Source organism: Sphingopyxis panaciterrulae, assembly GCF_014199295.1.
Classification (GTDB): Bacteria; Pseudomonadota; Alphaproteobacteria; order Sphingomonadales; family Sphingomonadaceae; genus Sphingopyxis; species Sphingopyxis panaciterrulae.
This window is the reverse complement of the sequence record NZ_JACIJH010000012.1, coordinates 40,172-61,527: the sequence shown is the minus strand read 5'-3', so window position 1 is coordinate 61,527 and position 21,356 is coordinate 40,172. Positions and strand designations below refer to the sequence as shown.

The 21,356-nt window shown below is 67.0% G+C and carries 18 protein-coding genes; 10 read left to right on the top strand and 8 right to left on the bottom strand.

Annotated features, from left to right (window positions below):
- The first annotated feature begins 19 nt into the window (after positions 1-19).
- The 3 genes from surE to FHR21_RS15815 all read left to right on the top strand — a co-directional run bounded on the left by surE (position 20) and on the right by FHR21_RS15815 (position 3,116).
- Complete coding sequence (gene surE, locus FHR21_RS15825) at positions 20-784, top strand: 5'/3'-nucleotidase SurE (RefSeq protein ID WP_184100085.1); 765 nt, start codon at positions 20-22, stop codon at positions 782-784.
- A gap of 202 nt (positions 785-986) precedes the next feature.
- Positions 987-2,054: a peptidoglycan DD-metalloendopeptidase family protein gene (locus tag FHR21_RS15820; protein WP_184100083.1), complete on the top strand. Its 1,068-nt coding sequence runs from the start codon at positions 987-989 to the stop codon at positions 2,052-2,054.
- Positions 2,055-2,060: 6 nt separating this feature from the next.
- On the top strand, positions 2,061-3,116 hold the full coding sequence (locus FHR21_RS15815) for a potassium channel family protein (RefSeq protein ID WP_184100081.1): 1,056 nt from the start codon (positions 2,061-2,063) through the stop codon (positions 3,114-3,116).
- Positions 3,117-3,484: 368 nt separating this feature from the next.
- On the opposite strand, the gene FHR21_RS15810 is transcribed toward FHR21_RS15815, so the two are convergent.
- The gene (locus tag FHR21_RS15810) at positions 3,485-3,811 is read right to left on the bottom strand and encodes a DUF423 domain-containing protein (protein WP_184100079.1); all 327 of its coding nucleotides are present in this window, start codon (positions 3,809-3,811) and stop codon (positions 3,485-3,487) included.
- A gap of 271 nt (positions 3,812-4,082) precedes the next feature.
- Between FHR21_RS15810 and rimO the strand changes: the two genes are divergently transcribed.
- Together rimO and FHR21_RS15800 are read left to right on the top strand one after the other, a co-directional pair.
- Positions 4,083-5,453 carry a 30S ribosomal protein S12 methylthiotransferase RimO gene (gene rimO, locus FHR21_RS15805; protein WP_184100077.1) on the top strand — a complete coding sequence of 457 codons (1,371 nt, stop codon included), beginning with the start codon at positions 4,083-4,085 and terminating at the stop codon, positions 5,451-5,453.
- A 186-nt stretch (positions 5,454-5,639) separates the two neighbouring features.
- The gene (locus FHR21_RS15800; RefSeq protein ID WP_184100075.1) at positions 5,640-7,121 is read left to right on the top strand and encodes a DUF4403 family protein; all 1,482 of its coding nucleotides are present in this window, start codon (positions 5,640-5,642) and stop codon (positions 7,119-7,121) included.
- A 362-nt stretch (positions 7,122-7,483) separates the two neighbouring features.
- Here the strand turns inward: FHR21_RS15800 and FHR21_RS15795 are convergent, their stop codons facing one another.
- Together FHR21_RS15795 and FHR21_RS15790 are read right to left on the bottom strand one after the other, a co-directional pair.
- A complete protein-coding gene (locus FHR21_RS15795) occupies positions 7,484-8,497 on the bottom strand; it encodes an inorganic phosphate transporter (RefSeq protein ID WP_184100073.1) in 1,014 nt (337 codons plus the stop codon).
- A gap of 142 nt (positions 8,498-8,639) precedes the next feature.
- A complete protein-coding gene (locus tag FHR21_RS15790) occupies positions 8,640-9,764 on the bottom strand; it encodes a DUF47 family protein (RefSeq protein ID WP_184100071.1) in 1,125 nt (374 codons plus the stop codon).
- 180 nt (positions 9,765-9,944) lie between these two features.
- On the opposite strand from FHR21_RS15790, the gene FHR21_RS15785 reads away from it, so the two are divergent.
- The gene (locus FHR21_RS15785) at positions 9,945-11,498 is read left to right on the top strand and encodes a flavin-containing monooxygenase (RefSeq protein WP_184100069.1); all 1,554 of its coding nucleotides are present in this window, start codon (positions 9,945-9,947) and stop codon (positions 11,496-11,498) included.
- On the opposite strand, the gene FHR21_RS15780 is transcribed toward FHR21_RS15785, so the two are convergent.
- Genes FHR21_RS15780 through FHR21_RS15770 form a run of 3 tightly spaced genes read right to left on the bottom strand, consistent with a single transcriptional unit; the run spans position 11,499 to position 13,488 of the window.
- Positions 11,499-11,681, bottom strand: a complete 183-nt coding sequence (locus tag FHR21_RS15780; RefSeq protein WP_184100067.1) for a DUF3008 family protein — start codon at positions 11,679-11,681, stop codon at positions 11,499-11,501.
- 23 nt (positions 11,682-11,704) lie between these two features.
- On the bottom strand, positions 11,705-12,640 hold the full coding sequence (locus tag FHR21_RS15775) for an SDR family oxidoreductase (RefSeq protein WP_184100065.1): 936 nt from the start codon (positions 12,638-12,640) through the stop codon (positions 11,705-11,707).
- 14 nt (positions 12,641-12,654) lie between these two features.
- Positions 12,655-13,488: a DUF4163 domain-containing protein gene (locus FHR21_RS15770; protein ID WP_184100063.1), complete on the bottom strand. Its 834-nt coding sequence runs from the start codon at positions 13,486-13,488 to the stop codon at positions 12,655-12,657.
- A gap of 54 nt (positions 13,489-13,542) precedes the next feature.
- Here FHR21_RS15770 and FHR21_RS15765 point away from each other — a divergent pair, with 54 nt between their 5' ends.
- The 3 genes from FHR21_RS15765 (at position 13,543) to argC (ending at position 16,906) form a co-directional block, all read left to right on the top strand.
- Positions 13,543-14,946, top strand: coding sequence for a leucyl aminopeptidase family protein (locus FHR21_RS15765; RefSeq protein ID WP_184100061.1), 1,404 nt, complete (start codon positions 13,543-13,545; stop codon positions 14,944-14,946).
- An 84-nt stretch (positions 14,947-15,030) separates the two neighbouring features.
- The gene (locus FHR21_RS15760; RefSeq protein WP_338113179.1) at positions 15,031-15,975 is read left to right on the top strand and encodes a C40 family peptidase; all 945 of its coding nucleotides are present in this window, start codon (positions 15,031-15,033) and stop codon (positions 15,973-15,975) included.
- A gap of 4 nt (positions 15,976-15,979) precedes the next feature.
- A complete protein-coding gene (gene argC, locus FHR21_RS15755; protein ID WP_184100060.1) occupies positions 15,980-16,906 on the top strand; it encodes an N-acetyl-gamma-glutamyl-phosphate reductase in 927 nt (308 codons plus the stop codon).
- A gap of 3 nt (positions 16,907-16,909) precedes the next feature.
- On the opposite strand, the gene FHR21_RS15750 is transcribed toward argC, so the two are convergent.
- Positions 16,910-19,852: a M16 family metallopeptidase gene (locus tag FHR21_RS15750; RefSeq protein ID WP_184100058.1), complete on the bottom strand. Its 2,943-nt coding sequence runs from the start codon at positions 19,850-19,852 to the stop codon at positions 16,910-16,912.
- Positions 19,853-19,939: 87 nt separating this feature from the next.
- Here FHR21_RS15750 and FHR21_RS15745 point away from each other — a divergent pair, with 87 nt between their 5' ends.
- Positions 19,940-20,788, top strand: a complete 849-nt coding sequence (locus tag FHR21_RS15745) for a carbon-nitrogen hydrolase family protein (RefSeq protein WP_184100056.1) — start codon at positions 19,940-19,942, stop codon at positions 20,786-20,788.
- 167 nt (positions 20,789-20,955) lie between these two features.
- On the opposite strand, the gene FHR21_RS15740 is transcribed toward FHR21_RS15745, so the two are convergent.
- Entirely contained in the window at positions 20,956-21,285 is a 330-nt protein-coding gene (locus FHR21_RS15740; protein WP_246427275.1) for a hypothetical protein, read from the bottom strand.
- Positions 21,286-21,356 lie beyond the last annotated feature (71 nt).

Below are 21,356 nucleotides of genomic sequence, written 5' to 3'. Positions count from 1 at the left end.
GACGAAGAAAGAGAGACGAATGCGCATCCTCCTCACCAATGACGACGGCTATTACGCCCCCGGCTTCGCCGTGCTCGAAGCGATCGCGCGCCAGCTCAGCGACGACATCTGGGTCTGCGCCCCGTCAGAGGAACAGTCTGGCGCCGGCCATTCGCTCACCCTGTCGCGCCCCGTGCGCGTCCGCCAGCACGGCGAGCGGCGCTGGTCCTGCACCGGCACCCCGACCGATTCGGTGATGGTGGCGATCGGCAAGCTGATGCCCGAAAAGCCCGACCTGATCCTGTCGGGGGTCAACCGCGGCGCCAATCTGGGCGACGACGTCACCTATTCGGGCACCGTCTCGGCGGCGATCGAAGGCGCGCTCGCCGGCATCCCCGCCATCGCGCTGAGCCAGGTCTATGCCCGCGAGGGCATGGGCGACACCGTTCCCTTCGAGGCGGCCGAGGCGTGGGGCGCGAAGGTGCTGGCGCCGCTGCTGGCGATGGAGATGGCACCGCGCACCCTCATCAACGTCAATTTTCCCGCCTTGCCCGCGGAGCAGATCAAGGGTGTTCGCGTCGTGCGGCAGGGCTTCCACGACTACAGCCGCGGCTCGATCGTCGAGGGCGTCGACCCGCGCGGCTACACCTATTACTGGTTCGGCCTCCACGGCATCGAGCAGTCGCTCGCCCACGACAGCGACCTCGAGGCGATCGACGACGGCTATATCGCGGTGACGCCGCTGCAACTCGACCTGACCCACGACGCCTCGCTCGCGGCCCTGCGCAGCGCCTACGAGGGCTGACAAATGCCCTCTCCCCTTCAAGGGAGAGGATAGCGCAGCTTGCTCCGCCAGGAGCTAGCGGAGCTTGGCGAGGGGAAGCCGCGGCACACCCCCCTCTCCAACTCCGGCTAGGCAGCAAGCTGCCAAGCCTCCATATCCTCTCCCCCAAAGGGGAGAGGGATCAGCCCTAGCCATCCGCCCCGCGCTCTGGCAAGAAGGGCGCGTGGGGGCCGTTAACCATCGTATCGCAGCGTTTCTGGGCACGCTCGCGCTCGCGGGATGTATTCCCGCGGCCTCACCCCCGTCACGACCCGCCGCCTCCCGACCCGCACCCGTCGCGACATCCGTCCCCGACGGCTTCGAACGCCATTCGCTCGGCGCGGTGTCCGGCGGCGACCCGCGCCCCACCTGGGCGCTGAAGCCCGTCCTCGCCGATGCCCGCCGCGTCGCGGCGAGCGTCTACACCGTCCGTCGCGGCGATACGCTGCGCGCGGTCGGCGCGATGACCGGCGCGGGGTCGGAGGCGATTGCGATGGAGAATGATCTCGCCGCCCCCTACGCCCTCTATCCCGGGCAGCAACTCCGCATTCCCGCCGGCCTCTATCACCGCGTCGCGGCGGGCGAGACCGGGATCGGCATCGCGCAGGCCTATGGCGTCGACTGGGGCGAGGTCATCACGATCAACGCCCTCTCCGCCCCTTACATCCTCCGCGTCGGGCAGCGGCTGCGCCTGCCCGCCGATGCGGCGCCGCAATCGCCGGCGGAGGTCGACGTCGCGGCGCGCGCCGCCGCCTTCACCCTCGACATCGACGATATCGTGACCGGCAGCCAGCCCGCACTGGCGGCGCACGACCGGCCGGCAAGCGCGACGCCACAGGTGACGAGCGCCATCGCGCCGCCCGCCGCCTTTTCCGGCCGCTTTCGCTGGCCGCTGCCGGGCCGGGTGATCGCGCGTTTCGGCCCGCTCGCGCCGGGCAAGATCAACGACGGGATCAATATCGCCGCCGCGACCGGCACGCCGATCCATGCCGCGGCTGACGGCGTCGTCGCCTATGCCGGCGATCAGATCGCCGTCTATGGCGGACTGATCCTGATCGACCATGGCGGCGGCTGGATGAGTGCCTATGGTCACGCCGGGCGCATCGACGTCCGGCGCGGCCAGGCGGTGAAGGCGGGCGACGTCGTCGGCCTGTCGGGCGCAACCGGACAGGTGCAGACGCCGCAACTCCATTTTCAGTTGCGCAAGAATAGGCTACCCGTCGATCCGATGAAGCAACTGCCCCCACGATAGCCGGCGATGCCACGGCGATTCTCGAAAAGCGTCCAGCGGCAGTTCGACGTGCTGCGCCGCGCGACGCGCTGGCCCGTCTGGGCCGATCTGGCGACGCGGCTGGGCGTCGCCTTCCTGCTGATCGGCATCGTCGTGTTCGTCCACTGGAGCGACCGTGCCGGGCTTCAGGACAGCTACGACGGCCATGTCAGCTTCCTCGACGTCGTCTATTTCACGATGATCTCGGTCACCACGACCGGCTTCGGCGACATCACCCCGGTGTCCGACCGCTCGCGGCTGATCGAGGCGGTGATCGTGACCCCGATCCGCATCGCCGTCCTCTTCATCTTCATCGGCACCGCCTATCAATTCGTCCTCAAACGCTCATGGGAAAAATGGCGCATGGCCCGTATCCAGGCAAAGCTCACCGACCATATCGTCGTCCTCGGCTTCGGCATCAGCGGTAGCGAAGCGGTCAGGGAACTCATCGCGCGCGGCACCGAGCCCGCGCAGATCGTCGTCATCGACCAGGCCCGCGGCCGCATCAACGCCGCCGAGCGTCTCGGCTGCAACGTGCTGGAGGGCGATGCGTCGAACGACGACACGCTGCTCCACATCCGCATTGCACAGGCGCGCTCGGTGCTGGTGTCGGCGGGACGCGACGACACCTCGATCCTGATCGTCCTCACCGTGCGCCACCTGTCGCCGCATGTGCCGATCAGCGTCGTCATCCGCGCGCAGGACAATGAACTGCTCGCGCGCCAGGCGGGCGCCAACAACGTCATCAACCCGGTCAGCTTCACCGGCCTGCTCCTCGCCGGATCGGCCGAGGGCGCGCATGTCGCCGACTATATGGCCGACCTCGCCGGCATCGCCGGGCGCGTCCAGCTCATCGAACGGCCGATCAGCGGCGAAGAGGTCGGCGGCAGCATCGACCGCCTCGCCTCCGGCGGCCGCGGCCTGCGCATCTATCGCGGCGGCAAGCCCTATGGCTTCTGGGAAGAAGAGGCGCAGCGGCTGCAACCCGGCGACCATGTGGTCGAGGTCGTCCGCTGCGAAGATAGCGAGGCGGAGAAGAGCTGATGCAGCGCCCATTGGACCGGCAACGCCGAACCCCCAAAACTCCGTTTGCCCTGAGCTTGTCGAAGGGCCGTCCTTTCTTCTGACGCCGCAGAAACGCTAGGGTCAGGACCCATTAATTCCATGTTCGAGGCGTCGAAATGGCGAAGATATCGGGTTCGGGCGGACGCAGCGGGTAGCATCGCTACCCGCAAGGTCGCACGGGCCCGAGATCGAAGCCATTTCGGCGTCGCTTCGCGATTTGACCGATTTTGCCCATGGCTTCGTCGAAAAGTCTTGAAATATATTCATATTCCTACGCCTTTCCTCCTCGCCCTGTGCAAAATCGCTTCAAACCTCGAGCGCGGAATTAATGGGTCCTGACCCCAGCCCTACCCCCGCCAGAACAGCCACGCGGCCCACAGCCAGCCGGCGATCATCAGCGTCCCGCCGATCGGCGTCACCGCGCCCAGCCAGCGCGGCCCGCCCAGCGCCATCGCATAGAGGGTCAGCGCGAACAGCGCCCCACCGATCAGCAGCAGCGCCGCCGGCCCGCGCGCGAATCCCATGATCGCCAGCGCCGCGACGGCGTGGATCAACTGATACAGCCCGCCGGTGCGCAGCCACTCGGCCTCCTGCGGCCCCGCCGCGCCATGCGCCCCGAACGCCCCCGCCGCGACCGCCACCGCCGCCGATAGCGCGGCCCATAGTCCGATCATCGTCCATCCTGCCTTTCACAACCAACGCGTCATGCCGAACGCGTTTCAGCATCCATGGTCCGATCTTGCAACAGGCGGTCATGGCGCGATCTGCCTTTGAAAGGTCAGATTCCCTCTATCGTCACCCCGGACTTGATCCGGGGTCCCGCTTTTCCACGGTTGCTTCGCGGAACCCCGGATCAAGTCCGGGGTGACGATGCAGGGGAAGCCTCCATCACCCGCGCTCCGCGCGTGACAAACTCGCGAAAATGCCCTATGGGCGCGCCCGATCATGACAATCAAGACCCTCCCCGCCCAGCCGAAGGTCGGCATGGTGTCGCTCGGCTGCCCGAAGGCACTGGTCGACAGCGAACGCATCCTGACCAAATTGCGCGCCGACGGCTATGGCCTTTCGCCCGACTATGCCGGCGCCGACGTCGTGCTCGTCAACACCTGCGGCTTCCTCGATTCGGCGAAGGAGGAAAGCCTCGAGGCGATCGGCGAGGCGATGGCAGAGAACGGCCGCGTCATCGTCACCGGCTGCATGGGCAGCGAAGCCGACGTCATCCGCGCCCGCTTCCCCAAGGTGCTCGCCGTCACCGGCGCGCATCAGTATGAGCAGGTCGTCGACGCCGTCCACGACGCCGCGCCGCCGACGCAGGGCCCCTTCGTCGACCTCGTCCCCGAGGGCGGTCTGAAACTCACTCCCCGGCACTATAGCTATCTCAAGATCAGCGAGGGCTGCAACCATAGCTGCGCTTTCTGCATCATCCCCGACCTGCGCGGAAAGCTGGTCAGCCGCCGCGTCGACGCGGTGCTGCGCGAGGCCGAAAAGCTCGTCGCGGCCGGGACGAAGGAATTGCTCGTCATCAGCCAGGACACATCGGCCTATGGCGTTGATATAAAACACGAAACTCGCCAATGGCGGGGCATGGACGTGCGCGCGCACATGACCGACGTTGCGCGGCAACTTGGCCAACTTCGAACCGGCGAAGGCCGCGCGCCGTGGGTCCGCCTCCATTATGTCTATCCCTACCCCCATGTCGACGCGGTGATCCCGCTGATGGCCGAGGGGCTGCTTACCCCCTATCTCGACATCCCCTTCCAGCATGCGAGCCCCAGGGTGCTCAAGGCGATGAAGCGCCCGGCGAACGAGGCAAAGGTCCTCGACCGGCTGAAAAGCTGGCGCGCCATCGCCCCCGACATCGCGATCCGTTCGAGCTTCGTCGTCGGCTTCCCCGGCGAGACCGAAGAGGATTTTCAGTATCTTCTCGACTGGCTCGACGAAGCCCAACTCGACCGCGTCGGCGCCTTCCGCTTCGAACCCGTCGCGGGCGCGCAGGCCAACGCGCTGCCCGACCCGGTGCCCGAGGAGGTCAAGGAAGAGCGGTTCCAGCGCATCATGGAAAAGACCGCCGCGATCAGCGCCGCGAAGCTCGCCGCCAAGGTCGGCCGCACCCTGCCCGTCATCATCGACGAGGTCGGCGAGGCCGATGACGAGGGCAGCATCGGCGCCACCGGCCGCAGCCAGGCCGACGCGCCCGAGATCGACGGCCACGTCTACCTCCGCGACGTCGCCGCGACGCTGAAGGCCGGCGACATCGTCGACGTGCTGGTCGAGGACGCCGACGAGCACGACCTGTTCGGCGTGGTCGCCGGTTGAACAACAAGCCCCACATATGAACCGTTCGCCCTGAGCTTGTCGAAGGGCCGTCCTTTCTTTTGGCGCCGCAAGAGGAAGGACAGGGCTTCGACAACCCCGGATCAAACGGCCGGGCTGTGGCGATGTTTCCATGGAACGCTTCGACCGGCTCGGTGGTATGAGAAGACCCAACCAGGGGGCCGACTCATGCGCGCTTTCAACGTCTTGGCTGCCATAGTGCTGATCGCGGCGACGCTGGCCGGCTGCAAGCGCCAGACCGTCGCCGACGTCGCGCCGCCGCAGGCCACCGACGTCGCGCCCACCCCGAAACAGACCTCGCTGATCGCGGTGCCGATCGACGCCAACGCCGCGATGCTGAGGAGCGCCCTCGAACGCGCGGTACCGCGGACCTTGTGGACCATCGACCGCCGCGAAAAGGCGTGCGTGCCGCCGCAGCGGGTCAAGGTCTTCGGCAAGCGGGTGAAGGTCACGCCGCCGATCGCCTGCACCATCGTTGGCAAGGTGACCCGCGGTGCGCTCCGCCTGCGCGGCGAGGGGCAGGAGATCGTCGTCGACGTGCCGCTGCACGCGGCGGTCGGCGCGCGCGACGTCGGCGGGGTGCTGAAGGGCGAGACCGCGACCGGATCGGCGATGGCACACGCCCGCATCCGCGTCGAGCTCGGCCCCGACTGGCGGCTGCGCGGCAAGGCGCGCATCGCCTATGGCTGGACCAAAGCGCCGGGCATCGACTTCCTCGGCCGCCGCATCACCTTCGCCGACGAGGCCGACGCCAAGCTGAAGCCGGTGGTTCGCGACGTCGAGCGCGAAGTGAACCGCGAGATCGCGAAAATCCGCATCGAACGGCAGGCCGCCGACATCTGGCGGCAAAGCTTCACCACGCTGAACCTCAACCGCGAAAACCCGCCGGTGTGGATGCGCATCACGCCGCAGCGCATCCTCTATGGCGGCTACAGCCTCGACGGCGCCCGCATCCGGCTGAACCTCGCGCTCGAGGCGGTGACCGAAAGCTTCGTCGGCGCTCGCCCGACCGATCCGGCCGCGACCCCGCTGCCGCCGCTGGAGCGCGGGACACCGCGCCCGCACCTCGACGTCTTCGTGCCGGTGGTCGCCGATTATCGCCAGCTCGAACCGGTGATCCTGCGCGCGCTGGCCGAGCGCTCGGCGCGGCCGTTCGCCATTCCCCGCATCGGCCCGGTGACGGCCAGCTTCTCGAAGGTCACCACCTATGGCGCGCCCGGCGGCCGCATCGCGGTCGGCATTTCGGTCACGGCTCAGCCGCAAGCGATCCGGCAGGCACCGACCCATGGCCGCATCTGGGCAACGGCGGTGCCGGTCAACGAACCGGGCTCGGCCGAGGTGCGCTTTACCGATGTCCGCATCGCCGGCGACACCGACGGGATCGGCGGCGATCTGCTCCTCCGGCTCGGCCAGAGCCCCGGCTTCACCCAATTGATCGCCGCCGCGCTGACCCAGAATTTCACCCGCGACGTCGCGGAACTGGAAGCCAAGATCCGCCGCGCGGTCGACGAGCGGCGCGAGGGCGATTTCCTGATCCGCACCCGTATCGAAAATTTCGAGACGGGCGAGATCAGGGCCTATGGCAACGGCCTCTATCTGCCGGTGCGGATGACCGGTTCCGCCAGCATCGCCTGGCGCCCGGCAAAATAGGATCAATCGGACCGAAAGCCCCCTGTCCTACAATATCGGACTGTCATAGCCTCCCCGCCATGACGCCCGGCCTGCCCATCCCCTGCCCTTCGATACGCGAGGATCGCGCCCGCCCGCCGCATCCCCGTTTGCGAGTGAAGTTGCGCGGATTTCCGCCACCGGCGCCGCCTGCACTCCAACGCGCCGACCGCCCTTGCCGCTATTCCGGACTCGATTCGGCGCCCGGTTCGGCGATGGGAAAAGGCAGGCTCCCCGATCGGGTCCGGGACGGCGGCGGGATCGCGGCCGATCGCGCGCGCAAAATGCGAATCGCGAGTGAAGTTACCCCGTTTTCCGCCGCTTTCCCGTTTCGCCCGCGCCGCTCAGAACAGCCGCGTCAGCGAATAGAAGAGCGCGGCGACCACCGCGCTCGCCGGGATGGTGATGAACCAGGCGACGACCACATTGCCCGCGACGCCCCAGCGCACCGCGCTCGCGCGGCGGGCGACGCCGGCGCCGATGATGCTGCCGGTGATCGTGTGCGTCGTCGACACCGGGATGCCGAGCAGGCTGGCGGTGAAGACCATGATCGAGCCGCCGGTCGATGCGGCGAAGCCCTGGTGGTGCGACAGCTTGGTGATGCGCCCGCCCATCGTCTCGATGATCTTCCACCCGCCCGACAGCGTGCCGAAGGCGATGGCGATATAGCAGCAGAAGGCGACCCAGTGCGGAACGTGGAAATCGCCGGTCATATAGCCGGTCGAATAGAGCAGAACCGCGATGATCCCCATCGTCTTCTGCGCGTCGTTGAGCCCGTGGCTGAGCGAATAGGCGGCCGAGGAAAAAAGGTGCAGCGTGCGAAAGCTCCGCTCGGCGAATTTCGCGGTCGCGCCGCGCAGCGCCCAACTGCTCGCCAGCATGACCAGCATCGACAATAGCATGCCCAGCAGCGGCGACAGGAAGATGGCGATGACCGTCTTGTTCAGCCCCGCCCACTGGATGCCCTCGAACCCCGCGTGGGCGACGCCCGCGCCGACGATGCCGCCGACCAGCGCATGGCTCGACGAGGACGGAATGCCCTTGAGCCAGGTCACGATGTTCCAGAACATCGCACCGACCAGCGCGCCGAACACGACGGCGGGCGTCACCAGATCCTTGTCGATCAGCCCGGCGCCGATGGTTTCGGCCACCTTGTGCAGCGCCGGAAAGGCAAGGCTCAAGAAATAGGCGGCGAAATTGAAGAAGGCGGCGAACATCACCGCCTGCACCGGCCGCAGCAGCCGCGTCGCGACGACGGTGGCGATGCTGTTCGCCGCATCGTGCAGCCCGTTCAGAAAATCGAACGCCAGCGCGAGGACGATCAGCCCGGCGAGAAGGGGAAAGGCCAGTTCATGCATCGGCTATCCCCTTACACACCCACCTCGACCCGTTCGTGTCGAGCGAAGTCGAGACACCCCTCTGCGGGGCGCAAGGTCGATGGGCATCTCGACTTCGCTCGATGCGAACGGATCATGGTTTTGTCGCATGCGATGTGAAGGCTCATGCGTGGTCGATGACCAGGCCGTCGATTTCGTTCGCGACGTCCTCGAAACTGTCGGTCACGCGTTCGAGATGGCGGAAAAGTTCGCGCGCGATCAGAAAGCGCATCGTGTTCGAGGACCCATGTTCCTTGAACAGGCGCTTGAGGCCCGCGGCGTGGATCTCGTCGGCATGCCCCTCCATCCGCACGAGCCGCTCGGTCAATTCGTGAAGACGCGGGCCGTTGGCAGAGATATTGCGGAGCAGCGGCAGCGCCTCGACGGTCAGCCGCGCCGCATCGACGATCAGGCCGGCGATATCGCGCATCTCGGGTTCGAACTCGGTGACGTCATAGAGGTCGACCGCGCCTGCGGTCTTCTGCATCTCGTCGATTGCATCGTCCATCGCGGCGATCAGGTCGGTGATCGCGCTGCGATCGAACGGGGTCAGGAAGGTGCGGCGCACTGTTTGCAGCACCTCGCGCGTGATCGCGTCGGCGTCATGCTCGCGCTCGACGATCTCCTGGATATGGTCGGCGATCCCTTCACCGCCCTGCATCAGCCGCGCGAGCGCCTCGGCCCCCGCCGCGAGCGTGGCGGCATGGCTTTCAAACAGCTCGAAGAAGTTGCCCTGCCGGGGAAGCAGGCGCTGGAACCAGGCGAACATACGGCTTACCCCCGTTTTTTGGGCTATATTGTCAACGACGCTGGTCGAACGCGCGACGGCGCGAAAGCCCTGGTCGCCGAACGAGCGGATCAGCGCCTGAAGATCGGCCTCGTCGACCGCACCGGCGGCTTCGGAAAAGGGGAACCAGCGCCGTTCGCGCTCGTCCTGTTCCTTCCACTCCCCGAGTTCGCGGGTCACCGCGAGCGGAAACACCTCGACGTCGAGCATCACCGACGCGCCATTGGCGCGCCGCTTGCGATATTGATAGCTGCCGATCGGCGTCGGACAGACCGCCCCGATCACCCCCGCCTCCTCCTCGGCCTCGACCGCGGCCGAGGCGTGGAGGGGCATGCCGGTGAGCGGATTGCCCTTCGGGATCACCCAGCGGCCGGTGCCGCGCGAGGTAATCAGCAGGATTTCCGTCGGCCCGTCCATGCCGGGGCCGCCGAATCGATAGGGAAGGACGGCGATCTGACGCATAAGAAGCCCTCCCTTTCCCGGCGGACGCTCGACGATGACAACAGGGTGACGCCCCTATGACAATATTGTGACAGCGGCAATGCCGCTGTGCCGCAGCGGCAGTTTCCGTTAACGTCAATTCGATTGCAAAATGCAACGCTATGCGTAAGCTGACGCTAAATAGAGTTGGGAGACGATATGATGGCAGGCACGGCGACCCTCGACCGCAGCGTGCAGGCGGATGCCGCCCCCGTCGATCAGGACGTGCTGATCGTCGGCGCGGGCATTTCGGGCATCGGCATGGCGGTGCATCTGCAGATGAACTGCCCCGACCGCAGCTTTGCGCTCGTCGAGCGCCGCGCCAATCTGGGCGGCACCTGGGACCTGTTCCGCTATCCCGGCATCCGCTCGGACAGCGACATGCACACGCTGGGCTTCGTCTTCGAGCCGTGGAAGCATGAAAAGTCGATCGCCGACGGCCCCTCGATCCTCGACTATCTGAACCGCATCGTCGACGAACGCGGCATCCGCGAGCGTATTCGCCTGGGCCGCAAGGTGGTCGGTGCCGACTGGAGCAGCGCCGAGGCGCGCTGGACGGTGACGATGGAGGACGAGAGCGGCGCGACCTCGACGACGACCGCGCGCTGGCTCTACCTCGGTTCGGGCTATTATGATTATGACGAGCCCTATGACGCCCATTTCCCCGGACGCGAGGATTTCGAGGGGCAGATCGTCCACCCGCAATTCTGGCCGAAGGATTTCGACTATGCGGGCAAGAAGGTCGTCGTGATCGGGTCGGGCGCGACCGCGGTCACCATCGTGCCGTCGATGACCGAAAAGGGCGACGGCAAGGGAGCGTCGCACGTCACCATGCTCCAGCGCACGCCGACCTGGTATTTCATCCGCCCGGCCAAGGATGGTTTCGCCAATTTCCTGCGCAAGATCCTGCCCGAAAAGCTGGCGTACAAGATCACGCGCTTCAAGAATGTCCGACTGCAGGACATCGGCTTCCGCCGCGCGCGCGAAAAGCCCGAAAAGGTCAAGGAATTCCTGACCAAGCGGCTGAAGGCCGCGCTCGGCGACCGCTATGATCCCGTCGCCTTCACCCCGCCCTACAACCCGTGGGATCAGCGGCTGTGCCTCGTCCCCGACGCCGATTTCTTCGAGGCGATGAAGGCGGGCAAGGCGTCGGTCGTCACCGATCATATCGAGCGTTTCGACAAGGGCGGCATCCAGTTGAAGTCCGGCCAGCATCTCGACGCCGACATCATCATCACCGCGACCGGCCTCAAGCTCGCGGTCGCCGGCAAGATTCCGGTACGCGTCGACGGCGATCCCGTCGATTGGAGCCAGCATTTCTATTACAAGGCGTGCATGTTCTCGAACGTGCCGAACTTCGCGGTGGTATTCGGCTATCTGAACGCGAGTTGGACGCTGCGCGCCGATATCGTCGCCGAATATGTCTGCCGTGTCCTCAATCATATGCGGGACTCGAACGCCGAAGTAGCGACGCCGGTCCTCGCGGACCCGGCAAGCCTGACCGAGGAGAATATCTTCGATTTCTCGTCGGGCTATATCCAGCGCGCGCTGCACATCATGCCGAAGAACGCCGACAGAATGCCTTGGCGGCTCAGCCAGAATTATGTGCAGGACCGCATCGACATGCGCACCGGCGCGATCGACGACGGCATCCTCGCCTTCGGCCATGCGCATCCCGCCGCGGTGTCGACGGCGGCGCTGGAAGCGGCCGAATAATCAGTCGACATGCTCGGGCTTGCCCTTGCGCGAGCCCTTGGCGAAATCCTCCAATTCCTTTTCGCTCATGCTGTCGACCATTTCGCGCGAGGCGCCCTTGAGTTCGGACTTGGGCGTGTCGCCGCGCTTGGCGCTCAGCGCGGCGCCGGCGGCTTTCTGCTGGGCCTTGGATTTGGCTGGCATGACATCTCTCCTGTCAGCCCCCGCTATCCATTAACGATCGTGCCGCCATTGGGATGCAGCACCTGGCCCGACATATAGCTGCTGTCGTCGCAGGCAAGGAACAGGAAGCAGGGCGCGACCTCATTGGGTTCGCCCGGCCGCTTCATCGGCGTGCCCTCCCCGAAATGCGCGACCTTCTCGACCGGCGCGCCGCCGCGCGGGTTGAGCGGGGTCCAGATCGGCCCCGGCGCGACCGCGTTGACGCGAATGCCCTTCTCCACCAGATTCTCGCTCAGCGAGCGGGTGAAGGCGGTGATCGCTCCCTTGGTGGCGCTATAATCCAACAGCCCCTTCGACCCCTGATACATGGTCACGCTGGTACAGTTGACGATCGCCGCCCCCTTCCCCAGGTGCGGCAGCGCCGCCTGGACGAGGTAGAACATGCCGAAGATATTGGTCGCGAAGGTGCGCTGAAGCTGATCGGGAGCGATGTCGCGGATATCCGCCGCCGGATGCTGCTCGCCGGCATTGTTGACCAGGATATCGAGGCGGCCGAGACGCTCGACCGCCCGCTTCACGATCGCTTCGCCCGCCGCGGGCTTGCCGACGTCGGCCTTGATCGCGATCGCGCGCCGTCCTTCGGCCTCGACGATCGCGACCGTGTCCGCGGCATCGACCTTGTTCTCCAGATAGACGATCGCGATATCGGCACCCTCGCGCGCGAATAAGGCACAGATCGCGCGGCCGATGCCGCTGTCGCCGCCGGTGACGATCGCGACCTTGCCCGCAAGCCGCCCCGATCCCGGATAGCGCGGCTCCCACCGCGGCGCGCGGTCGAGGTCGGCTTCCCGATCCCGCGGCGGCCGGGGAATCGACTTTGCCTTGCCGACCGTCTTCTCCAGCTTCGCCGCCGCACGCTTCTTGCCCTTCTTTTCGGTCGGGGTTTCGCCGATCTTGCCGGCCTTCGGCTTCTTCGCCATCGATCGCCCTTTCCTCAGTTCAGCGGCAGGAAATCGCGTTTGTAATCGGGCTTCGCGGCATGCACGATCGCCGCCGACATCGGCAGGTTGATCTTGTAGCTGCCCTCGACATAGGGCCCGATCTCATAGGGCGCGATCGCGATGGTCAGACGATCGAGATATTTTCCGTCCGACGATCCCAGCCAGATGGTCTGCGCCGAGGGTACCGGGCATTGCCCGAAAGGGCTGTCGGGGTCGCGCGACCAGGCGACGCCGCGCGCCGCCTTGGCCCGCTCGATGGCGGCGCACAAATCGTCCTTCGCGGCGTTGTCGAACGCGGCGGCGCTTTCGAACATATCGAGCGGCTTCAGCCGCTTCGCCTCCTTGCGGTCCCAGATCAGCGTGTCGAAGCTCTGCATCCCGTGCGCGCCGCCCATATAGGTCGCGATCTCGCTCGACAGACTCAGGAAGCGCGGCGTGTCGGTGATGCGCTGCCACGTCTCCAGATGGCTGTGTGCGTGATAGGGAAAGTCGTTCTTCTCGGCCGCGGCCTTGTCGCGCTCCGCCGCATCGACCAGCGCGCCGCGCTGCGCCGCGCGGTCGGAATCGAGCCAGGCGGCGAGCCCCGGAATGCGCGCCGCCTCGACCGGATAACTATAGGAAAACTCGATGAGATCGGTCTTTTCCTCGACCTTGGAGGCCGTCGCCGCCTTCGCTGCGATATCCGCCGCTCCGCCCGGCGGTGCGCCGGGAACCGACGCGGCCGCCTTCTTCTCGGCAAGGGTTTCGGCCTTCTCGGAACAGCCGGCAACAAGCAGCGCGCCCGAAAGGAGGAGCGCCGCACAGCGATAGCGGGACATCGTCGTCATGGCCCAATAACGCCAGGAATCGACAAAGTTTCCATGGAAGCCTAGCAGGCAGGCATGACCGACTATTCCGACCTCGTCCAACCCGACAAGGGACAGGACGCCCGCACCATCCATCTCGTCGACAAGAAGGGCTATGACGACTGGCTGAAGGGTCGCAGCGCGCGCGAACGCGCCACCCTCGCCGCCGCCGATTACAAGCCCGACGGCTTCGCCCACGCGATCCTGCCCGGCGACGATGCCGACGACTGGTCGGTGGTCAGCGCGGTCGCCGACGCCGGCAGCCTGTCGGCCTGGTGCCTCGCAAAGCTGGGGCAAATATTGCCCGAAGGCCGCTACCGCCTTGCCGACGGGCACCCGGGCAAGGCGCTGTTCGGCTGGATGAGCGGACAATATCGCTTCGACACCTATCGCTCGAAGCGCGAGGCGCGCGGGGCGCGCGTGCTGCTCACCGCCGACGTCGCGGCGATCGCGCCGATGGTGGCGGAGATGCGCGCGGTCGCGCTCGTCCGCGATCTCGTCAACACCCCGGCCGCCGACATGGGACCGGCAATGCTGGAAAAGGAGGCCGAGCGGATCGCCGGGGCGCATGGCGGCACGCTGACGGTGACCAAGGGCGAGACGCTCGAACATGGCTATCCGATGATCCACGCGGTCGGCCGTGCCGCCGCCAGGCATCACGCCCCCCGGCTGATCGAAATCGTCTGGGGCAAGGAAGAGCATCCGCGCGTCGCACTGGTCGGAAAGGGCATCGCCTTCGACAGCGGCGGGCTCGATATCAAGCCAGCGGCCGGGATGCGGCTGATGAAGAAGGACATGGGCGGCGCCGCGCACGTCCTCGCGCTCGCCGAATTGGTCATGGCGACCGGCCTGCCGGTGCGGCTCCACTGCCTCGTCGCGGCGGCGGAAAATGCCATTTCCGGCGATGCCTTCCGGCCCGGCGACGTGCTCAGAAGCCGCAAGGGCCTGACGGTCGAGATCGGCAATACCGACGCCGAAGGGCGCCTCGTGCTGGGCGACGCGCTCGCAAAGGCGGGCGAGGACGAACCGGGGCTGATCGTCGATTTCGCGACGCTGACCGGCGCCGCGCGCGTCGCGCTCGGTCCCGACCTGCCCGCGCTCTACGCCAATGACGATACGCTCGCCGCCGACCTGCTCGCCGGCGGCACCGACCGCGACGACCCGTTGTGGCGGATGCCGCTGTGGGACGGTTATGCCGACCTGCTCGAAACCGACATCGCCGATCTCGGCAATGCGGGCAGTTCGGCCTTTGCCGGGTCGATCACCGCGGCGCTGTTCCTCAAGCGCTTCGTGCCCGACGACACGCCCTGGGCGCATTTCGACACCTTCGCCTGGCGCCCCGCCGCGAAGCCCGGCCGGCCGAAGGGCGGCGCGGCGCTCGGGCTGCGCGCCGCCTGGGCAATGCTGCAGGCGCGCTACGACCGCCGCGGGCGTAGCTGAACTTTCTTGATCAAGCGCCGGGCGCTGGTCTAATGGCGCGCGATTGCCCGCCGGGGCGGAGCAAAGGCACAAACAGGACGGCATGTGACAGCAGAAACTGGCCTCAATTCGGCGATCCATCGCGTGCGCATGGGCCGGCCCGGCGCCGTCGGCGCGGGGCGCGATCGCTTCGGGCTGAGCGGCGCGTCGCAGGCCTTCGACCCGCGCATGGTCGCGATCCGGCCCGACCTCGCTGACATCGCGGTCGCCGGGATGCATTTCGCGCCGCATTATGTCGCGCCCAAGATGACCAGTAGCGTGCTGCCGGCCGCCGCGATGCGCGCGGCACCGTCGCTCGACGCCGAACAGACGAGCGAGCTGCTGTTCGGCGAAGGCTTCGCGCTGCTCGACCTGACCGGCGGCTGGGCGTGGGGCTATTCGCTCGCCGATCATTATGTCGGCTATCTCGCCGCCAATGCGCTCGGAGCGCCGATCGCCCCGACCCATCGTGTCCACGCCGCCGAAGCGGTCCTCCACAGCGCGCCCGATGCGGCAAGCGGCGGGTCGGCGATTCTGCCGCGCGGGGCGTTGGTGATGGGCGAATGCCAGGGCGAATGGCTCGCGACCGCGCATGGCTATCTGCCGATGGCGGCGCTCGTCGAGATCGACGCCGTCGAAACCGATCCCGCGGCGGTGGCCGAGACGCTGATCGGCGCCCCCTATGTCTGGGGCGGGCGTACGGGCAAGGGCATCGACTGTTCGGGGCTGGTCCAGCTTGCGTGGCGCGCCGCCGGCGTGCAATTGCCGCGCGACAGCGACCTCCAGCTCGCGGCGTTCGGTCCCGAAACCGACGTAGCTCGCGACCAGCTCCAACGGGGCGACCTGGTCTTCTTCCCCGGCCATGTCGGCATCATGGCCGACGCGCGCACGCTGATTCACGCGAGCCAGCATTGGATGGCCACGAAAGCCGAGCCACTCGCCGACGTGGTCGCGCGCTTCGCGGCCGAAAGTCACGAACCGCCGGTTCGCGGCTGCAAGCGGCCGCGCTAAAGCTATGACACACAAGGTTTTCATCGACGGAGCGGCCGGAACCACGGGCCTCGAAATCGCCGAACGGCTCGCCGGGCGCAGCGAGTTCGCGCTCGTCACCCTTCCCGACGCCGAGCGCAAGAGCGCCGCGCGGCGCGCCGAAGCGCTCAACGACGCCGATTTCGTCATCCTCTGCCTGCCCGACGAGGCAGCGCGCGAGGCGGTGGCGATGATCGACAACGACCGGACGCGCGTGATCGACGCCTCGACCGCGCATCGCGTCGCGCCGGGCTGGGTCTACGGCTTTCCCGAGGTCAGCGGGCATGACGCAGTCGCCGGGGCGGCGCGCGTCTCCAACCCCGGCTGCTATTCGACCGGTTTCATCGCGCTCGTCGCACCGCTCGTCCGCGCCGGACTGCTCCCCGCCGACTGGGCCTATGTCTGCCATGCGGTCAGCGGCTATTCGGGCGGCGGCAAGGCGCTGATCGAGCGGTTTGAGGCCGACCGCGATATCGCATGGCGCGGCTATGCCCTGACGCTCGGCCACAAGCATGTGCCCGAAATGCAGGCGCGCTGCGGCCTGACCACCGCCCCGCTCTTCTCGCCCGCGGTGATCCCGGCGCATCGCGGCATGGTGGTCGAAGTGCCGCTGCCGCTCGCGGCGATACCCGGCACCGGAACGCCCGAGGCGATGCGCGCCGCGCTCGCCGATCACTATGCCGGCAGCGCCGTCGTTGCGATGGGCGAGCCGCCCGCCGACGGGGAAATGCTGCTGCGCGGCTCGGACGCCGGCAGCGACCGGCTGGAACTGTTCGTCTTCGCCAATGCCGACGCCAGCCAGGCCCGCCTCGTCGCCCGGCTCGACAATCTCGGCAAGGGCGCGAGCGGCGCCTGCGTCCAGAACCTCAACATCATGGCCGGCCTTCCCGAAACCACGGGCCTGCGGCTCTGACCCCTACCGCCCACCAACGGCGGAGGCCGACGCCTTGCCCAGCGCCGAAGCCTCCGCCAGCGTCATCCCCTTCGGCAGGACCGCCAGCGACCATTGCCGCTCGGGCTTCAGATATTGCGCCGCGAGCCGCTGGATATCGGCGGCGGTGACCGCCGAAATATCGCTCTGGATCGACAGCGCCGCCGCCGTGACCCGCGGGTCCTGCGTCGCACCTTCGAGCAGGAACATCCAATAGACATTGCCGGTCGACGCGCGCGCCACCTGCTCGCGGATCGGCCCCGCGTTGCGCGCCAGTTCGTCGGCGGTCACCGGATGCGCGACCAGGTCGGCGGCGATATCGCGCGCGATCGCATAGAAACGATCGACATCCTTCGGCGCGAGCAGGCTGCCCGCGAGCAGATAGCCGCCACTGCCCTCGAAGCCGGTCGGCCAGTGACTCTCGACCATCGGGCCATAGCTTGCGCCGTCGGCCGCGCGCAGGCGATCGAACAACCGGTCATTGAAGATCGCCGCGAGCACGTCGAGCGCGCGCTGATCGCGCGACGCGGCGCGCCCGCCGCTCGTCGGCCAGGCCATCATCGCCGCGGCCTGCCCTTTTTCCCCGCTATGAAAGGCAACCTCTGGCGTTGCCCGATGCTTCGCAAAGCCGACGCGCTGCCCGTCCGGCGGCGATATCGGCTTGCGAGGCGCCAACGCGCCAAAAGTATTGGTCAGGATCGTGCGATAGTCGACAGTCGACAGATCGCCGAAAATCTCCACCTCGATCGGGCCGCTGGCAAGGCGCGGCGCCCAGAAGGCCTTGAAGGCCGCCGGGGTCAGCGCCTCGATCGCCGACCGGTCGGGGGGCGCCCAGCGCGTATCGCCGCCCGTCAGCCAGCCCTCCAGATTGCGCTCGAGGACCGCATTGGGGGTCGCGTCATTGAGGTCGTAACCGGTGAGCAGGCCGACGCGCAATCGCTCGACCGGCGCCGCGTCCCAGCGCGGAAAGGCCAGCTTGCCCGCGATCAGCTTGAGTTGATCGGCCAGATCGGCGGGACGGCTCTCCGCCGCCAGCTCGAACGCATCGTCGTCGATGGCGAAATTCAGCTCGATCTGCCGGCCATTGGTGATCTGGTCGATCCCCGACTGACCCCAGGGACCGATGCCGCTCGCCACCAGTGCATAGTCGCCCGTCCACAGCAGATTGGACTCGTCGGCGCCGACGCTGCGGTTGCCGGTCCCGAAGCGGACATTGACCCGCACCTTGCCCGGCTCGACCGTGTTGTTCGATACGAGCGCGGTTACGCCATTGGCGAATTCGATCCGCTCGGCGCGCAGTCCGGGCAACGCCGTCTGCGACACGATCGTCCCCGGCGCGCCGAACTTCGGTAGCTGGCTGAAATCGGCATCGACCGCGGCCAGCCGGTCGTCCTGAATCGTTGCTGGCCGCGCGAGCGCGGCGAGCAGCGCACCGTCGCCGCCCGGGATCGGCTTCGGCGTGGTGAGGACGAGACGGGTGACCGGGCCGCTGAAGATCGCGCGGCTGATCTTCAGCATCACCTCGGGCGTCGCCGAGGCGCGGATCGCCTTGAACATGTCAACCTGGCCCTGCGGGCTCGTCACCGTTTCGTGGATGTCGACCGCGCGCACCAGATCGTCGGCCAGCCGCGCGCCCGGCTCGTTGCGCGCATTCTCCAGCTCCTTTTGAAGGAAGGTCTGTATCTCGTTGGCTTCGCGGTCGATATCGGCCTGCGATGGCGGCGTCTGGATCGCGTCGGCGATCACGCCGCGGACATCGGCCAACGCCGTCTTCCAGTCGGAGAGCGGCACGATCTGCGTCGTCGTCATGTCGACGCTGCGGCTCAGATAATCCTGCTGCACCGTCGCGACCAGATAGGAGCCGCCGGCACGGGCGCGATATTCGAGCCGCCGGTTGACGAGCGCGATGGCGAGGAACTCGAGATAGAGCCGCCGCGTGTTCTCGACCGTGTCCAGGCGCTTGATCCACGGCCGGATCGTCGCCAGCGTCAGCGACAGCGGCTGGTTCGGCTCGACGATCACCCGCGTTACGGGTGCCTTGGGATCGGGCTTGCCGAAATCGGGCTCCGCGGGATTGGCGCCCGTCGCTTTCCAATCGCCGAAATAGGTGCGGATCAGCCGTACGAATTCCGCGGGATCACCGTCGCCGACGATGACCACCACCGCGCGGTCGGGCCGATACCAACGATTGTGAAACGCCTGCACCGCCGACGCACGCGCCGCATTCAGCGACGCGATCGTTCCAATCGGCGAGCGGTCGCCGAGCAACTGGCCGGCGAACAAATGCTCGGTCGTCGCGTCGGCGATCCGTTTTTGGGGGCCGTTGGATTCGCGCAATTCGGCGAGAACGACGCCGCGTTCGGCATCGACCGCGGCGTCCGAAATGCGCGGTTCGCGCATCATGCCCGCCAGCAATTTCATGCTTTCGTCGAGATTGGCCGGCGTCACGCTCGGCAGGTCGAGCTGATAGACGGTCTGGGTCGGTGTCGTCTGCGCGTTCGAATCGCTGCCGAAAGTCACGCCGAAACGCTGCCAGATGCGCTTCGCCTCGCCATCCGGAATATGTTCGGAACCGCGAAAGGTCAGGTGCTCGAGCAGGTGGGCAAAGCCGCGCTCCTTTTCGGTTTCGAACATCGAGCCGACGTCCATCCGCACCCGGATCGACACCTGCCCCGGCGGCACGCCATTGTTGCGCACCGCATAGCGCAGCCCATTCGGCAGCTCGCCGAACTGCCAGGCGAGGTCGCGCGGAATGTCGCTGCCGGCATAGAGCCAATTGTCCTCGGCCGCGCTCGGTGGCGCGGCTGGGGGAGCTATTTGCGGTTGGGCCGGCGCGGCGGTGGGCAGGGCCAGCAGCATCGCGGCGGCCAGCATGGACAGGATCGAGAAGCCGGCGCGGCGCGCATTTGGCGGGGGGAAAGGACGCATCGCGTCTCCTTATCGCCTTCCAAGCTTGCTGGCCACTGAACCGTCGCTCCGCTTGCCCCCGCTCTCCGCTCGTCCTAACCAAAAATCATGGATACTTCCCCAACCCGCGCCGCGCTGGTCCAGATGACCAGCGGCATCGATCCCGAGGTCAATCTGGCGACGATGGATACCGCGCTCGCCGAAGCCGCGGCGGGCGGCGCGGTCATGGCCTTCTTTCCCGAAATGTCGCTGCTTCTCGATCGCGACCGGGGCCGGTCGGCCGCCCATATCGTGCGTGAGGCCGACAGCCCCTGGCCGGCGCGGCTGCAGGAAATGGCGCGGCGCCACGGCCTGTGGATTCATTCGGGCTCGATGCCGCTGCTCGCCGAGGATGGCGCGCGGCGGGTCAACCGCAGCCATGTCGTCGCCGCCGACGGCAGCATCCGCGCCCGCTACGACAAGATTCACATGTTCGACGTCACGCTGCCCTCGGGCGAAAACTGGCGCGAATCGGCGGCCTTCGCAGGCGGCGACGCGCTGTCAGTGGTCGATACGCCGCTCGGCCGCCTGGGGCTCAGCATTTGCTACGACCTGCGCTTTCCCGAACTCTATCGGGCGCTGGTCGATCGCGGCGCGACCCTGCTCGCGATTCCCGCCGCGTTCACGGTCTCCACCGGCGCGGCGCATTGGCACCTCCTGTTGCGCGCGCGGGCGGTCGAGACCGGCTGCTTCGTCCTTGCAGCCGCGCAGGCCGGCACCCATGCCGACGGGCGCGCAACCTATGGCCACAGCCTTGCGGTCGATCCATGGGGCGCGCCCATCGCCGAAATCGCGGACGAACCGCGCGATGCCCTCTATCGCATTGCCCTGGCGCCGGTGGATATCAGCGCCGTCGAGCACGCCCGACAGGCGATACCGCTCGCAACGTCACGGTCGATCCGCAACATCGCGTTGTAATTCGGCAGCGCCCCGGCACGCCATCGGTTTCGACGGCCGACTTTCCCCGATCAACGGGCGGGCTTCCAATCCTGCGAACGCCATTCGCAATTCACGGAGCCCGAAATGCACAAAGGGTCCCGGACAATGTCCGGAACCCTTTGCACTAACTTGAACCGAAGCGGGGCTTAGGCCGGGCTGGTCGGCGTGTCGCTGTCGTTGTCGGCCGCGATGATGATACCGCCGATGATCGCCGCAACGGCGAGAACAGCGATGATCCAGCTCGAACCGCCTTCGAGGCCATTCTTCTTCGAAACGGCCGAGGTCGAGCGCGCACCGTCGAACGCGGTCGCGGCAGAGGCCGCAACCGGCGCCGCAATCATCGAGGTCGCGGCGAGAGAGACCGCAGCTTTGGTGAGCAGATTCATCATTTTCTCCATCCACTGGTACTTTAGATATTTTCGAATCGCCCGGAGAATGTTGCCCCGACCGTCTTCGGCATTGACGTCTTTAGGCACAGGCGCCGGTAATTGCAATGCCTTTTGTCCGCTAACGGCGATTCCTATCGATTTGCTTAACCGACAAAAAG